At 40.4% G+C, this 14,534-nt stretch carries 11 protein-coding genes and 3 pseudogenes; 7 read left to right on the top strand and 7 right to left on the bottom strand.

The features are described from left to right. Window position 1: 1 nt before the first annotated feature. From mlaD to murA, 5 genes and pseudogenes are all read left to right on the top strand, one after another. Window positions 2-466: an outer membrane lipid asymmetry maintenance protein MlaD gene (gene mlaD, locus RS130_RS01805; protein ID WP_316024530.1), complete on the top strand. Its 465-nt coding sequence runs from the start codon at window positions 2-4 to the stop codon at window positions 464-466. A 20-nt stretch (window positions 467-486) separates the two neighbouring features. Then, on the top strand, window positions 487-1,119 hold the full coding sequence (locus RS130_RS01800) for an MlaC/ttg2D family ABC transporter substrate-binding protein (RefSeq protein WP_316024529.1): 633 nt from the start codon (window positions 487-489) through the stop codon (window positions 1,117-1,119). A 13-nt stretch (window positions 1,120-1,132) separates the two neighbouring features. Next, a complete protein-coding gene (locus RS130_RS01795) occupies window positions 1,133-1,447 on the top strand; it encodes an STAS domain-containing protein (protein WP_316024528.1) in 315 nt (104 codons plus the stop codon). Between the two features lie 27 nt (window positions 1,448-1,474). After that, window positions 1,475-1,732 carry a BolA family protein gene (locus RS130_RS01790; protein ID WP_316024527.1) on the top strand — a complete coding sequence of 86 codons (258 nt, stop codon included), beginning with the start codon at window positions 1,475-1,477 and terminating at the stop codon, window positions 1,730-1,732. Between the two features lie 51 nt (window positions 1,733-1,783). After that, window positions 1,784-3,047: pseudogene (gene murA, locus RS130_RS01785) on the top strand (UDP-N-acetylglucosamine 1-carboxyvinyltransferase). Window positions 3,048-3,070: 23 nt separating this feature from the next. Here the strand turns inward: murA and RS130_RS01780 are convergent. The 3 genes from RS130_RS01780 to RS130_RS01770 all read right to left on the bottom strand — a co-directional run bounded on the left by RS130_RS01780 (window position 3,071) and on the right by RS130_RS01770 (window position 6,170). Continuing rightward, window positions 3,071-4,162: a trypsin-like peptidase domain-containing protein gene (locus RS130_RS01780; protein ID WP_316024526.1), complete on the bottom strand. Its 1,092-nt coding sequence runs from the start codon at window positions 4,160-4,162 to the stop codon at window positions 3,071-3,073. 150 nt (window positions 4,163-4,312) lie between these two features. Further along, window positions 4,313-5,665, bottom strand: a complete 1,353-nt coding sequence (locus RS130_RS01775) for a DegQ family serine endoprotease (RefSeq protein ID WP_316024525.1) — start codon at window positions 5,663-5,665, stop codon at window positions 4,313-4,315. 67 nt (window positions 5,666-5,732) lie between these two features. Next, window positions 5,733-6,170 carry a ZapG family protein gene (locus RS130_RS01770; protein ID WP_316024524.1) on the bottom strand — a complete coding sequence of 146 codons (438 nt, stop codon included), beginning with the start codon at window positions 6,168-6,170 and terminating at the stop codon, window positions 5,733-5,735. A 183-nt stretch (window positions 6,171-6,353) separates the two neighbouring features. Here RS130_RS01770 and zapE point away from each other — a divergent pair. After that, window positions 6,354-7,458 (top strand): annotated as a pseudogene (zapE, locus tag RS130_RS01765) (cell division protein ZapE). A 103-nt stretch (window positions 7,459-7,561) separates the two neighbouring features. Beyond that, window positions 7,562-8,287, top strand: a complete 726-nt coding sequence (locus RS130_RS01760; RefSeq protein WP_316024523.1) for a YebC/PmpR family DNA-binding transcriptional regulator — start codon at window positions 7,562-7,564, stop codon at window positions 8,285-8,287. 371 nt (window positions 8,288-8,658) lie between these two features. Here RS130_RS01760 and RS130_RS01755 read toward each other — a convergent pair whose 3' ends face one another. The 4 genes and pseudogenes from RS130_RS01755 to rimO all read right to left on the bottom strand — a co-directional run bounded on the left by RS130_RS01755 (window position 8,659) and on the right by rimO (window position 14,269). Then, window positions 8,659-8,877, bottom strand: a complete 219-nt coding sequence (locus RS130_RS01755; RefSeq protein ID WP_316024522.1) for a DUF6500 family protein — start codon at window positions 8,875-8,877, stop codon at window positions 8,659-8,661. A 308-nt stretch (window positions 8,878-9,185) separates the two neighbouring features. After that, window positions 9,186-10,981 (bottom strand): annotated as a pseudogene (locus RS130_RS01750) (arylsulfatase). Window positions 10,982-11,381: 400 nt separating this feature from the next. Then, entirely contained in the window at window positions 11,382-11,831 is a 450-nt protein-coding gene (locus RS130_RS01745; protein WP_316024521.1) for a DUF2721 domain-containing protein, read from the bottom strand. Window positions 11,832-12,823: 992 nt separating this feature from the next. Beyond that, window positions 12,824-14,269, bottom strand: a complete 1,446-nt coding sequence (rimO, locus tag RS130_RS01740; RefSeq protein ID WP_316024520.1) for a 30S ribosomal protein S12 methylthiotransferase RimO — start codon at window positions 14,267-14,269, stop codon at window positions 12,824-12,826. Window positions 14,270-14,534 lie beyond the last annotated feature (265 nt).

The raw sequence follows: 14,534 nt of genomic DNA, 5'->3' as shown, positions 1-14,534 counted from the left end.
AATGAAATCCAGAAAAGCAGAATTGATGGTAGGTTTTTTTGTGGTGTTAACTATTGCTGCTGGCTTGCTATTGGCGTTAAAAGTCGCGAATCAAGGTATGTCTAACACCGGTGAAAGTTATGTATTGTTCGCTAAGTTTGACAATATCGGCGGGTTAAAAGAGCGCTCAGCAGTAAAAGTTGGCGGAGTCACCGTTGGGCGAGTTGATAGTATCACGCTTGATCACGAAGATTTTACTCCAGTTGTGGCTATGAGTATCTCTTCAGAGTTTAAAACATTTCCAGAAACCAGCTCTGTCGCCATTTTAACTTCGGGTCTGTTAGGTGAGCAATACATTGGTTTTAATCCAGGGTTTGCTATGGACGGTATTGAAAATTTAGCTGATGGTGACTACATAGAAGACACTAAATCAGCATTGGTATTAGAAGATCTAATCGGCCAATTCTTGTTTGGCAAAAACGATTAAGATAGTAAGGAGAATGTAAAGTGTTAAAACGATTCACTCAATTATTAGCCGGTGGCTGTTTGTTACTCTCGTCTGGTTTTGTGCAGGCCGAAGAAACGAATCCATATGAAATGATTCAACAGGTAGCGAATAAGACTTTTGCACGAATTAAAAGTGAAAGGTCTGAAATAGAAAAGAACCCTGAATTATTACGCACCATCATGGAAGACGAATTATTGCCTCATATTGATTATAATTTCTCTGCATTAAAAGTGCTTGGCAATAACTTCAAAAAAGTACCTAGAGATAGAATTCCAGAATATATCGCGGTATTTCGCTCTTATTTAATCACGACTTATGCCAGTGCTTTGTCCTATTACAAAAATCAGCAAGTAGAATTTCAACCTACTAAAGAGCTAGATGATGAAACAGCAATAACGGTACGTGCCATTATTAAAGATCAGAATCGACCAGACATTAACCTCTCGTTTAAATTACGAAAAAACAAACGAACCAATGAATGGAAAACTTATGACATGGTAGCCGAGGGCATTAGTATGCTGTCCAGTAAGCAAAGTGAGTTTGAGTCTATTTTACGTAAAGACGGTATACAAGCTGTGATTGATTCGATGAAAAGCGCCATTGACAAACCGCTTGTCTTAGAATCGAAGTAAAAAGGAAATAGTGGTGAAAGAGTTAATGGTGGTTGCGCAAAGTGAAGGTCATTTTTTACTGCAAGGCGATTTAAATCGAGATACGGTTCCTAATAGTCGTCAACCGCTGCAGGAGCTAATAAAGTTTCATCAAAGTACACCAAGTAAATCAGCGACGTTAGATATGTCGGGTATTGTTCATGCAGATACCACAGGTTTAGCTTGGTTGCTTAACTTACTAAAAGACTGTCAGCAGCGAAATATAGAGCTAGAAATAGTCGGTACTCCTGAAACTTTGGTGAATTTGGCAAAAATTAGCGACGTTGATGCGCTTTTATCGCTACAATAAGCAGTTATTTACTACATTGGATTGACTATGGATACGCAACAAATTGAATCGTTATTATTAGAAACCTTAGGCTTAGCCGAGGTTCACGTGAGCGGCGAAGGTTCGCATTTTCAAGTGATAGCGGTAAGTGACAAATTTGAAGATATGAGCCGAGTGAAAAAGCAGCAGTTTGTTTATGCACCTTTAGCCGAAAAAATTGCTGAAGGCGTGATGCATGCTGTGTCTATCAAAACTTTTACTGAAACCCAGTGGAAAAGAGAAAAGTTATTTAATCTTCCTCAGTAGTTATTCTCTGTATTTGCTTCCCTCCAGTTCTTATCTAAATAGAGTATTTTAATGGACAAATTAATTATAGAGGCCTGCGCGCCTCTGCATGGCACTGTGACTATCTCTGGTGCAAAGAACGCGGCTTTACCCATTTTAATGTCAAGCATTCTGGCTGACTCAACTTGCTATTTTGATAATGTACCCGAGTTAAGAGATATCCACACTAGCTTAGCGTTGCTTAGTGAGCTAGGGGCTAAAACAGAGCGCATAGACGGACAATCAGTTGTTATTGATCCTAGTTCGATTAATAACTTTAATGCCTCATACGAACTAGTAAAAACCATGCGCGCTTCGATTTTGGTACTAGGCCCGCTATTGGCTAAGTTTGGTCAAGCTACGGTTTCTTTGCTTAGGAGGCTGCGCAATCGGTGCAAGACCTGTGAATTTGCATTTGCAGGGGTTGGAGCAAATGGGCGCGATTATCGACGTAGATAGCGGTTACATTCAAGCTAAAGTTAACGGCAGATTACAAGGCGCGCATATTTTTATGGACGTGGTGAGTGTTGGCGCGACTGAAAACCTAATGATGGCTGCTTGTTTGGCTGAGGGTGAAACGATTTTAGAAAATGCCGCCCGAGAGCCAGAAATCGTTGACTTGGCGAACTGTTTGAATGCTATGGGCGCAAAGGTACAGAATGCTGGTAGTGATAAAGTCACTATTCAAGGAGTGGAAACCTTATCTGGATGCCGCTATAAGGTGCTGCCTGATAGAATTGAAACCGGGACTTTTCTCATCGCTGGAGCGGTGACTGGTGGCAAAATTCGTTGTGAAAATGCGGCCCCTCACACCTTAGATGCAGTGCTAGATAAACTTACTAAAGCGGGGGCCAAACTAACGGTTGGTGATGACTGGATCGAGCTAGATATGACCGGTCAAGAATTAAAAAGTGTTAATATTAAAACAGCTCCTCACCCCGGTTTTCCTACTGATATGCAAGCGCAATTTGTGGCGCTAAATTGTCTAGCCCAAGGGACAGGCGTGGTTACCGAAAACATTTTTGAAAACCGTTTTATGCATGTTCCTGAATTGCAGAGAATGGGGGCCGAAATCTCACTGCAAGGTCATAGTGCGGTATGTGATGGCAAGTCCACGTTAAAAGGGGCGCAGGTTATGGCCACGGATTTACGTGCATCCGCTAGTTTAGTTATCGCTGGTTTGGTGGCAGAAGGGCAAACTAAAGTTGATCGGATTTATCATTTAGATCGTGGTTACGAACATATTGAGCGCAAACTAAATGGCTTAGGTGCGAATATTAAAAGGGTAAATGAGTAATTTACCCTAGCAGCGGTAGTGGACTAAATCTCTAGTTCGCCTACTATCATTTGAAGAGTTCGCTTTTTACCACCACGGATAATGTCAAAGGTGATGGTCGAGCCTGGGGCGATATTGGTGATATAATTTAGCGTGTCACGAATACTTGTTGTAGGATGCCCGTCAACACTGACGACTATATCTTTAACTTGCAAGCCTCCTAACTCAGCCGGCCCACCTTGGCTAACTGCGGTTACTAAAATGCCGCCACTACCTGTGGGTTGTTGCTCTAAGGCAGTAAAGCCAAGGGCTCCTCGGGTTACTTTACCGTTTGAAATAATTTGTTCCATTACTTTTTTAGCTAACGAGTAAGGAATAGCAAATGACACTCCTTCGGCAGCTTCAACTCTATTTCTGCTAACCCGCGTTTTAAAATTCGCATTGGTAATGCCCAGTAAGTTGCCTTCGCTATCAACTAAAGCGCCACCAGAATTACCTTCACTGAGTACCGCATCGGTTTGAATGTAATCAAAATAGTTGTTCAAGCCGTTATTACTAATACGGCTGACTATGCCTTGAGTAACTGTTTGTCCTAAATTGTAAGGGTTGCCAATTGCCAGTACTACGTCGCCAACAGCATTAACGTTTTCACTTTGTTGCGGCACCACAGTTAAGTTTTCTTCTGAAATGCTTAATACAGCTAAATCAGTTATCGGGTCAAATCCAACAATCTGTGCTTCTGCTAAACGGCCATCTTGCAAACCAATCGTGATGATATTGTCTGTGCTAGTCACTGCGTTTTCGATTACATGTAAACAAGTCAGAATATATCCCTCTATGTTCATGATTACCCCTGAACCTAGATTGGTACGTTGCACTGGTTGTCGACGGTAATAACTTGAGGAATCTAAGCTCTCGCTGTAAACATTAACCACAGCTGGACCTGCTGAATTAACCGCATTGCTAAAACTTAACTTTTTGTTTTTCTTTTCTTTTTGAGAAAAAATATCTAAGGGGAGTCCACTACCTTCACGTAGATCGGGAACCAGCAGTAGAATGATCGAAGAAATGATCACGCCAATCATTATAGATTTTAGTAGAGATATTAACAGTCTTGGCACAAGCAATTGAGTCATTACAGGTCAGATGGCTGGAATAATAACACTGAAATCAAATAGTTGGTAGCGACTTGAAGGGACTGCATGCAAGTCGCTAATTATTTACCCATGCCACCTCAAAATGGGCATTTTAAATCTGTCATTTTGAGGCGGTTTGGCTAGCGGAGTTTAGCGAATAACTAAATAAATTGAAGCAGTGCCTCGCTTAATGTTGAGGGCGATAACACCTTTGCTATCTTCAAGTTCATTTCGCAGTTTAATCACAGTATCTACAGGTTTACGATTAACACCTATGATCACGTCACCGTCCTGTAAACCTATTCGAGCGGCAGGTGAACGACTTTGCAATTCAGAAATTACCACGCCGCTATCACCTTGCTTGGTCTTACCATTGGTTAATACTGCGCCTTCTAAAGCGGGATGGATTTCTTTCGCCGCGACGACTGCTTGAGTGGCATCACCTAGGGTGACATCTATCTGTTTACGCTTTCCTTTACGTAAAATAGTTAACTCAAGTTCGCTACCAGCGCCTTTACTGGCAATCTTCGCTCTTAATTCTTGGAAACTGATGATAGTTTTACCATTGATTTCAATAATAATGTCACCGGCTTGAATGCCACCTTTTTCCGCAGCAGAGTCTGGTTGTACTTCACTGACAAATGCGCCTTTAGTCACATCTAAATTCATCGCTTCAGCTAGACCAGAGTCGATATCTTGACCTGTAATGCCTAATAAGCCGCGTCGCACTTCACCGAATTCTATGATTTGATCGACTAAACTTTTCATCATATTGGAAGGAATGGCAAAACCAATGCCGACATTACCACCGTTGGGTCCAAATATCGCAGTATTTATCCCAACGAGCTCGCCGCGTAAGCTGACTAGTGCGCCACCTGAGTTTCCTCGGTTTATAGCTGCATCGGTTTGGATAAAGTCTTCGTAACCGCCAATGTTTAGACCAGAACGACCTAAAGCGCTAACAATACCAGAGGTAACTGTCTGGCCAATCCCAAAAGGGTTGCCTACTGCCACAACAAAGTCACCCACTCGTAAATTATCTGAATCAGCCAATGGTACGGCGGTTAATTCGTCGGGTTCGATTTTCAACAATGCGATGTCACTTTGCGCATCAGCACCTAATTTTTTGGCTTTGAATTCTCGACCATCGGTTAACTTGACCGTAATATCATCCGCATTATCCACCACGTGATTATTGGTCACCACGTAGCCCTTTTTAGCATCAATAATGACTCCAGACCCTAAGCCCTTAAACGGACGTTCTTGTACTTGTTCATTATTACCACCAAAAAAATGTCTAAACATTTCGGGCACGCGCTGGGTTGAAACCTGAGTGCCTTCTACTGAAATGCTAACAATACCCGGTGTCGTTTTGTCGAGCATTGGTGCTAAGCTTGGAATTTCATCTTTGTCGGTTGAAAAGAATGGTATGGCTGCCTGAGATGACAAGCTAATCGCAACAACACAACATGCTACCACTAAACGATTGATGACTTTATTCATCGATTACTATCTCCAATAACTAAATTAATAAACAACACAAAGAGTATATAGGGCGATAAAAAGTTCCTTATTTATTTTCTTTCTCGGTAAAACCTGCTGAACCTGAAAATAGACCAGAAGCCTCTGACGAGAAGTCCAAAGGTTGGACGTTCGCATTGTCTTTTTCTCGGCTAGGATCTTCGCTTTTATTGCGTAAATAGGTCGTAGCATGCTCACCAAAATAGTTTAGCTTCATGTTCTCATCCCCCGATTTTTGGGCGATGACGGTTTGTTCGTAGTGTAAAATTTGTTGATTCAATGCTTCAGATTGTTGGCTAAGCTGTTGCGCTATTTTCTTACTTTCTTGCAAGTGATGGATAGCTTGCTGTGCCATTAGTTCTTTCACTGTTTGTTCGTTTTTCTCACTGTCTTGACGTTGCTTTTCCTCGTCATTGAAATATTTTGCAACAAAGAAGCCAATCACTACGCCAACTACAAGTAATAATAAACCTACTAACCATTCCATAAAATCTCCTAATTTTAACTACTTCGCTAACTTGTTTTAAGTGTACAAGCGCAATATTTACCGATTATTGTTATTATACGCCCTGCATTTTCAATGCGGTCATTTTATTTGTATTCAAGTGTAAATTTTATGCCAGTTCACTAGGTTTGGATTGCACAATAAATGGTAGGAATGATTCAACCTATGATAAAACATACTCCTTGGCAGAAGTACCAAGCCGATTTGCTGGATGCTGATTTTCAGTATGACGCCGCTCAAGAGAACGCGGTTAATGAGCTGCAACGATTATATGAAGAATTAACACAACCCGAAAAAAAGTTAACTTGGCGAATTAAACTTCAATCTACTTTTGGTAAAGGTATGACTAAACCCTCTATTCAAGGGATTTATTTTTGGGGGAGTTGGCAGGGGGAAAACCTATTTAGTTGATACTTTTTACGAATGTTTGCCATTTGAGAACAAAATGCGCATTCACTTTCATCGCTTTATGCATAGAGTTCATCATGAGCTTAAAAAGCTAGGTGGTCAGTCAGACCCCTTAAAAACCATCGCGAAAATTTTTGCTAAAGAAGCTAGGGTCATTTGCTTTGACGAATTTTTTGTATCGGACATTACCGATGCGATGATTTTAGGTACGTTGATGCAAGAGCTTTTCGCTAATGGCATAGTATTAGTGGCTACCTCAAATATTGTGCCCGATGACTTATACAAAAACGGTTTGCAACGAGCGCGTTTTTTGCCTGCAATCGATTTAATCAATCAAAATACGCGAATAGTAAATGTAGACAGTGGTGTGGATTATCGATTACGTACTTTAGAGCAAGCAGAAATTTTTCACTATCCATTAGATGAACAAGCGAATGACAACTTACAGCTGTATTTTAGCCAACTGGCTCCTGATGCGGGCTCAAGTAAGCAAAATATTGAAATAGAAGGGCGTCTGATACCCTCGTTACAAAATGCTGATGGTGTCGTGATGTTTGAGTTTAGAGCGCTGTGTGATGGCCCAAGAAGTCAAACTGATTATATGGAAATTAGTCGCTTTTATCATTCTGTGCTTATCGCCAACGTTGAGCAAATGGGACAGGCTACTGATGATGTAGCTCGCAGGTTTATTGCTATGATAGATGAATTTTACGAGCGAAATGTAAAAGTGATTATGTCAGCAGAAGTGGCGATGGAGGATTTGTATACCCAAGGCCAGTTAAATTTTGAGTTCAGGCGTTGCTTGAGTCGCTTAAAAGAAATGCAATCTCATGATTACTTAGCTTCACAGCACGTAGCATAAATATCATAGACAATATTTGCTTTTGTACTCTGCCGTGAATATCGGTAAAATCCAACACACTAAGCCAAGTGGGCCTAATCAAGAATTAGAAGAGAATTGATAGATGGGAAGAAAATTTGAAGTTCGTAAAGTCTCTATGGCTAAAACAGCTGGAGCAAAAACGAAAGTATATTCTAAATACGGAAAAGAAATTTATGTGGTGGCTAAGAATGGCGGTACCGATCCCCAAGCCAACCTGTCTTTACGTCGTTTAATTGAAAAAGCGAAGAAAGACCAAGTACCTAGTCATGTTATCGAAAAAGCTATTGATAAGGCTGCCGGTGGTGCTGGCGAAGATTATGTACCCGCAAGGTATGAAGGTTTTGGACCTGGTGGCTGCATGGTAATAGTGGATTGTTTAACTGATAACAATAATCGAACGATTACCGATGTGCGTAACTGCTTTACCAAAACGTCGTCTAAATTAGGCGTAGAAGGCACGGTTGGCCATATGTTTGATCACCAAGCCGTGTTTGCGTTTGCCGGTGATGATGAAGATGCCATTTTAGAAATTTTAATGGAAGCTGACGTCGACGTGACAGAAGTTGAAAGTGAAGAAGGTGTAATTACTGTTTACGCCCCTCACACTGAATTTAACAGTACCCGAACAGCCTTAACTGATGCGATGCCAGATATACAATTTGACGCCGAAGAAATTACCTTTATTCCACAAACCGAATCTGAAGTAAGTGGTGATGACGTGGCAACGTTTGATAAATTTATGGACATGTTAGAAGACTGTGATGATGTGCAGCATGTTTACCATAATGCGGTTGTTAATCGCGATTAATGTCGGGGCTTAACAGAATATTTAACCTGAGTTCTGGATAAAAAGTATCGTTCGAACGAATTTAATTTAACATTATAATTCAATAGCTTAAAGTCATTTGTTTACATCAGTTTACTTAATGGCTTACTCAAAGACGAAATTTTTTGTGTATAACAAAAGGCGGATTATCGTACGTAATAACGTGTTATTGCTAGACAATCCAACGCCGCTAGACACAAAAAGAGCGTTATCGATAGTTTCGGCTTATCCAGTATTCGGGTTATTTAGTGTCTTCCTGTAAAAAATGCCAGTCAGTGAAGTTGACTGGCATTTTTGTATGGGGTGCATCATGCTTGGTGTAAAGTGGGCTTTTCGGTTGCTATAAATGTGCCTCATAAATCACGCTTAACCATTTCTTTAATTGTATGAGCCTTAACGAAATGATCAAGCTTATGAGTTTGGATCCACCATGTCGCTGCCTCCATCAGCAATTCGGGATTATCATTTTTATTCTTAAAAAATGCGTAGAAAGATAAACCTACATTGTCACCTTTAGTTGCAATTTTTTTGTCACAAACCTCGATGATTTTTGCTCTTAATTCCGTTCTCATAACCTAATTAGTTCACTAAATCCAATTGTATATAGAGAGTAATGATACACAAAATCCTGGGTTGAAATACAGGCTCTGCGGTAGCGGCTTCTTTCAGGGTCGTCGGTACTTAAAAGGGGCAAGCATTACTGCTCCGACACCTTGTACAAAAGACGCGGGATGCATTCTGAGAGAACACAGTTTATTATGGATTGATGAGAAATCTATCTAGTGCTCGGTGAGTACTGGCTCAATATAGGTGTAGTAGGCACCTGTATTGTCCCCATTGGCTAATTGCAAGTTAGTACTTATTTTTTGCTCACCAAGCGCTAAATCAACCGTGAAAACCACTTCCTTTGCATTGGGGGGACGACTTGTCTAAATGTTATCTCACCGAGTGTTAATTGGGCGTGGCTAATAGATAATTGTTTACTTGGGTACTGATAGAATTTAAAGGCTTGATCATGAATCTTAGGATCTATAGCAAAGTTCGGTGCAAGCGCGTTCATGGCTAAATTTACTTCATCAGGATAGCGGCGTAATCTAATTTGATATTTGCCTGCTTGCTCAACATCAATAACAGCGAAGCTTTTAGTAGCAAGCTTTCCAGCGCGGTTATCATGCTGGCTATAATACACATCACCACCTAATAAATTTTGTGTGGTAATTTTTACGCGTGGTTGTTTTTTAGGGTTGATAATAAATGGAGCATAATTATCGTCCGCTGCTTCAATATCTTGCCACCATAACTGGTAAGCGATGTTAAGCTCTTTAACCACATTTGGGTGCTGTTGACTTATATCATGCCGTTGGCCTGGATCATTATGAATATCATACAATTCATTACCCACCATGCGCCATTTATTGGTCATTACTGAGTAATCTTTATTTTTAATGAGCTTCCCTTCTCCAACACCTTTTATTGAACGACCTTGGTGATGAACAAAAAGTGTACGTTCTGGCGCTATGTTATCGGGGGATGAGTTTGCAACTAAGTACGGAGCTAAAGAAATACCGTCAAATTTTGTTGGTTTAGGCATAGTTAAATTACACAACTCAATTAGCGTTGGTAATAAATCAAAATGGCTAGTTAAGCCGCTAAAGTTCTGGCCTTTATTTAAACCACCTCTTGGCCAGTGCATAAATAACATCGCCCTATGCCCTCCTTCATAAACGGATGCTTTTTTACCTCGTAAACCAGCGTTATATCCTTGGATCGCCCAACCATTATTGCTTCGTTTGTCTTGTGGGTTTTTGAGTGTTGCTCCATGTCCGGTGCCATTGTCGTTAAGAAATAGTAAGAGGGTGTTTTTGTCTAAATTTAGTGCAACTAATTGCTGGCGAAGTTTATTAAGATTTTGGTCGACGTTGGCTAACGTGCCATAAAAGTTGGCTTGCTTAGATGATATTTTAGGATTATCTAAATAAGGCTTAGTGTACTTCTCAGGAATATTTAAGGGGCTATGAGCTGCATTCAGTGGTAAATAAACAAAAAAGGCTGGTGTTTATTTTGTTGAATGAAGTTAATGGTTTTTTCAAACCACACATCGGTAGCATAACCATTTACTTTTTCCGGTTTGCCATTATGAAAATAAACATCATTATAATAATCGTTGCCCCAATAGTCAGGCGTTTCACCAATTGACCCGCCACCATGAATAAACACCTCTTCAAAACCCCGGTCTTGAGGCCTAAAAGGATAATTGTCGCCTAAATGCCACTTACCAAAAATAGCGGTTTTGTAGCCATTGCTTGAAAACACGTCTGCCATGCTCAGCTCATTTTTTAATAAGTGATGTCGACTAGCATAGGTTAACCATACTCCGACTTTCGTTGAATATTTCCCCGTCATTAATGCCGCACGAGTAGGCGAACAAGTAGGGTCTACATGAAAGTCAGTAAAACGCGTGCTGGTATTATATAGCTCATCCATTGTTGGCGTTTTTAGCCATGGATTACCGTGTGCTCCAATGTCACCGTAACCTTGGTCGTCAGTTAATATAACAATTACGTTAGGTGGAGGCTGCGTTGCAAATAGTGGTTGAGAGCAAAGCACACTAAAGAGCAATAATACATGAGAGCAACAAGCACCAAATAAATGGAGTGGTTTACATTTATTTATCATTTTTTACCTTTTAAATCTCTTTCAATGAATCTTTATTTGTAGCTATAATAGCTTTATTTTCGCTTGTTGCAATAACATCGATTGTTAACACTTGCCATACAGTACTCTTAACAATCCCCCAATCAAGACACCCATAATTGAATATTGATGAGGAGTAGCTGGCTTGTGTGGCTTTGAATTGAGCGTGAAGCGCAAACCGATTCCGGCTTAAAAGACTACCGGAATGACAGGCGATATAAGTACCGATATCTGATCGAGAAGCAGCGAGCTAATCAAAAGCTAATCAAGACACCCATGATTGGCGATTGGTATTAGTGATGGGTGTCTTAATTGGTATTAATGGGTGTCTTAATTGGTATTAATTGGTAAATTGGCTGCTAATTTATAGTAGAGATAGGTGTTAGTCTTCGATTATTTCTTTGCCCATTTGTAAGGTTTTGGTGGCCAGTTGTACTTCTTTCAAAAAAGTTAATAGCGCAAAGATCAGTAAGAATAGAGCGATAACAAATAGCGCAACAATTGTTTGACTGAAATCAAAAGCTAAAAAATCACTTAAAAATAACAATACCACCACAGAACACACGAATAACGCACAGGCGGTGCACAAGCCTATTGAGCGGTTAATCAAAATAATTCTACGCCATAAATTTTTAAGCTCTTTTTCAGATTGGTCGAGAAAATCTGGATTCTTTATTGTATGAACGCGGCGTTCCATAATTCGAGCGCGATCTACAATGCGCCCCAAGCGTCCAGACATTACATTTAGAAAACCAGCGATGCCTGTTAGCATAAAAATGGGGGCAACCACTATTTGGATTACTTGCGCTAAATCGTTTACTGATGCTCCCACAATGTACAAACTCCTATTGGTCGAGAGGTATTCATTTTGATACTAATGATAGTGCTGTAGTCTATTAGAGCGAAGCAATATGCGTGTGATTGTAACTTATACCCATCCGTTAAATAACTATGCATCCTGAATTAATAATTGACTATTCAATTGACATATTCCTCAGGAAGATAGAATTACAATTGCTGCATACAAATAATCTTTTATTGGTTTATTTTCACAGCAGCTAACTCTGTCTCATTTTTGTGTTGAAGGATATGAGGGGAGTTATTTAAGTCCGTTTTCTCCTGTTCATTTACTCGTTTAATCATCACCAATGGCTGGTTTTTGACGCACATCATTGCAGATTTAATTGAACGACAAGAGCCTTTATATAGGGTGTTTTTACTTAAGTAATTACAGCTGTCATTTAGCTTTTTATATTCGCAAGCAAACCAATGCGTAGCATAGGCGTGTCCGTCGTGAGCTTGACTTGTGAAGGTGATTAGGCTTAAAAAATATACCAATGAACAATACCCTGATCTATTAAGAACAAGATTAAACGCTTTTTTAATAACGAACATTTTTGTGTTCCTTGTGAGTCTTATTATCTGGTGGTCGTGCCATGAAAACAATGGATAAACATGTTGTCTGCAACACTTACTGCATGAAGAGGTAGCCGTGCCATTTAGCGCTGTGGCCACAACAATTATCTAGATCCTTAGACTCTGTACCTTCACCATCTAGCATACCAAAAATCAGAAGTCGTCCAGTACCTGACTAGATCTAAGATTTGCTCCGTCATTTTTTTCCCTTTTGGCAAACGGCTGATGCAAGTTTGTAATAACTCCGATTATATACAATGCCAATTCCATTAAATCACTGTGCACTTTGAGAGATCACTTATTAGTATGGATTGGTATGGCTAGCCGAGTGCCTTTTGCTAGGCAAAAAAAGATGATTGGCGCAATCATCTTTTTCATTTTTAAGCACAGTGAAACGTATCTGAATACTTATTCTTCGACCCTAACGCCCCACACATCGTGTTCGTCAGCATGAATGATTTGTACCCAGACTAGATCACCTGGTTGTACATCAAATTCGTCAGTTAAATAGACTTTACCGTCAACTTCAGGTGCATCCATATAAGAGCGACCTATGGCGCCTTCAGTGTCAACTTCATCAATTAATACCAAATATTCTTGACCAATTCGTGTTTGTAATTTAGCAGCGCTGATTTCGGCTTGCACGGCCATAAAGCGTTGTAGTCTTTGTTCCATAACCTCATCAGGTACATGGTCTGGCAAATCGTTGGCGGTGGCACCTTCTACCGGCGAATATTTAAAACAGCCTACGCGATCAAGTTGAGCTTCTTTTAAAAAGTTTAATAACTCTTCAAATTCTTGCTCTGTTTCGCATGGAAAGCCGACAATAAAAGTGGAGCGAATGACTAATTCAGGGCATATCTCACGCCACTTGGCAATACGCTCTAATACACGCTCTGAGCTGCCGGGGCGTTTCATTAATTTAAGAATACGTTTATTGGCATGCTGAAAAGGAATATCTAAGTAAGGTAATATTTTTCCTTCAGCCATTAATGGTATGATTTTGTCTACATGTGGGTAGGGGTAAACATAATGCAAACGTACCCATACACCTTGCTTGCCTAATTCTTCGCATAATTGCTGCATATGGGTTTTGACAGGCATGCCATCCCAAAAGTCAGTTTTGTGTTTTACATCTACACCATAAGCTGACGTATCTTGAGAAATTACCAATAGCTCTTTGACCCCCGCTTTAACCAAACGCTGAGCTTCACCTAAAACGTCTCCAACTGGACGTGAGTCTAAATCGCCGCGCATTGAGGGAATAATGCAAAACGTGCATCGGTGATTGCAGCCTTCAGATATTTTTAAATAGGCGTAGTGTTTAGGGGTTAACTTCACTCCTTGTGGTGGCACTAAATCAATAAAAGGGTTATGCACGGGCTTCGCTACGTGTTGATGCACCTGGGTCAGTACTTCGTCGTAAGCATGAGGTCCGGTGACCCCTAATACATTTGGATGTAACTCAATAATTTCGTCTTTTTTCGCACCCAAACACCCGGTTACTAACACTTTGCCGTTTTCACTAAGAGCTTCACCAATCGTGTCCAAAGACTCTTGGACTGCAGAATCAATAAAACCACAGGTATTTACAATGACCATATCGGCGTTATCGTAATTGGGTACTACTTCGTAACCTTCGGTGCGTAACTGGGTTAAAATGCGCTCAGAATCCACAAGGTTTTTGGGGCAGCCTAAGCTGATAAAACCAATTTTAGAGCCATTGGCATGAGGAGTGTTTTGTTCGGCTTGTTGCTCGATCATTTTGGCTGGTATGTCTAAAGTAGTGGTTTGGCTAGCTGCCGAGTTACTACTTTTGGGGCTGGCATTTGGATCGAATTGTTGTACTGTCATAGGGGTCTCATCTGACTCTTTTCAAAGGACTCTAAATCGTTTGGTTAAAGCTTTTAACTTATACCTAGATAGGCATCTATTATTCAGAGCAGCGCTATATGACAATTTAGTCACTAACGCTAATGTAATATACCTTGGCTTAAATGTTTAGCTAAGCATGGCGATGGTTTATTGCGCGAGATTATACAGTAAAGAATATTTAACTGCATTAAAGGTTGCAGTCAAACAGGTCGACTACCAAGGGTATTTGGAGGGGACTTGAATA

The organism is Paraglaciecola aquimarina (assembly GCF_032464635.1).
In the GTDB taxonomy this organism is placed as follows: Bacteria; Pseudomonadota; Gammaproteobacteria; order Enterobacterales; family Alteromonadaceae; genus Paraglaciecola; species Paraglaciecola aquimarina.
Note: the sequence above shows the minus strand (reverse complement) of the source record. Positions and strands in the feature narration are given on the sequence as shown.

Coding starts and splice junctions, on each gene's coding strand:
- mlaD (WP_316024530.1), top strand. CDS start 2: ATGAAATCCAGAAAAGCAGAATTGATGGTAGGTTTTTTTGTGGTGTTA.
- RS130_RS01790 (WP_316024527.1), top strand. CDS start 1,475: ATGGATACGCAACAAATTGAATCGTTATTATTAGAAACCTTAGGCTTA.
- RS130_RS01780 (WP_316024526.1), bottom strand. CDS start 4,162: ATGACTCAATTGCTTGTGCCAAGACTGTTAATATCTCTACTAAAATCT.
- RS130_RS01775 (WP_316024525.1), bottom strand. CDS start 5,665: ATGAATAAAGTCATCAATCGTTTAGTGGTAGCATGTTGTGTTGTTGCG.
- RS130_RS01770 (WP_316024524.1), bottom strand. CDS start 6,170: ATGGAATGGTTAGTAGGTTTATTATTACTTGTAGTTGGCGTAGTGATT.
- RS130_RS01760 (WP_316024523.1), top strand. CDS start 7,562: ATGGGAAGAAAATTTGAAGTTCGTAAAGTCTCTATGGCTAAAACAGCT.
- RS130_RS01755 (WP_316024522.1), bottom strand. CDS start 8,877: ATGAGAACGGAATTAAGAGCAAAAATCATCGAGGTTTGTGACAAAAAA.
- rimO (WP_316024520.1), bottom strand. CDS start 14,269: ATGACAGTACAACAATTCGATCCAAATGCCAGCCCCAAAAGTAGTAAC.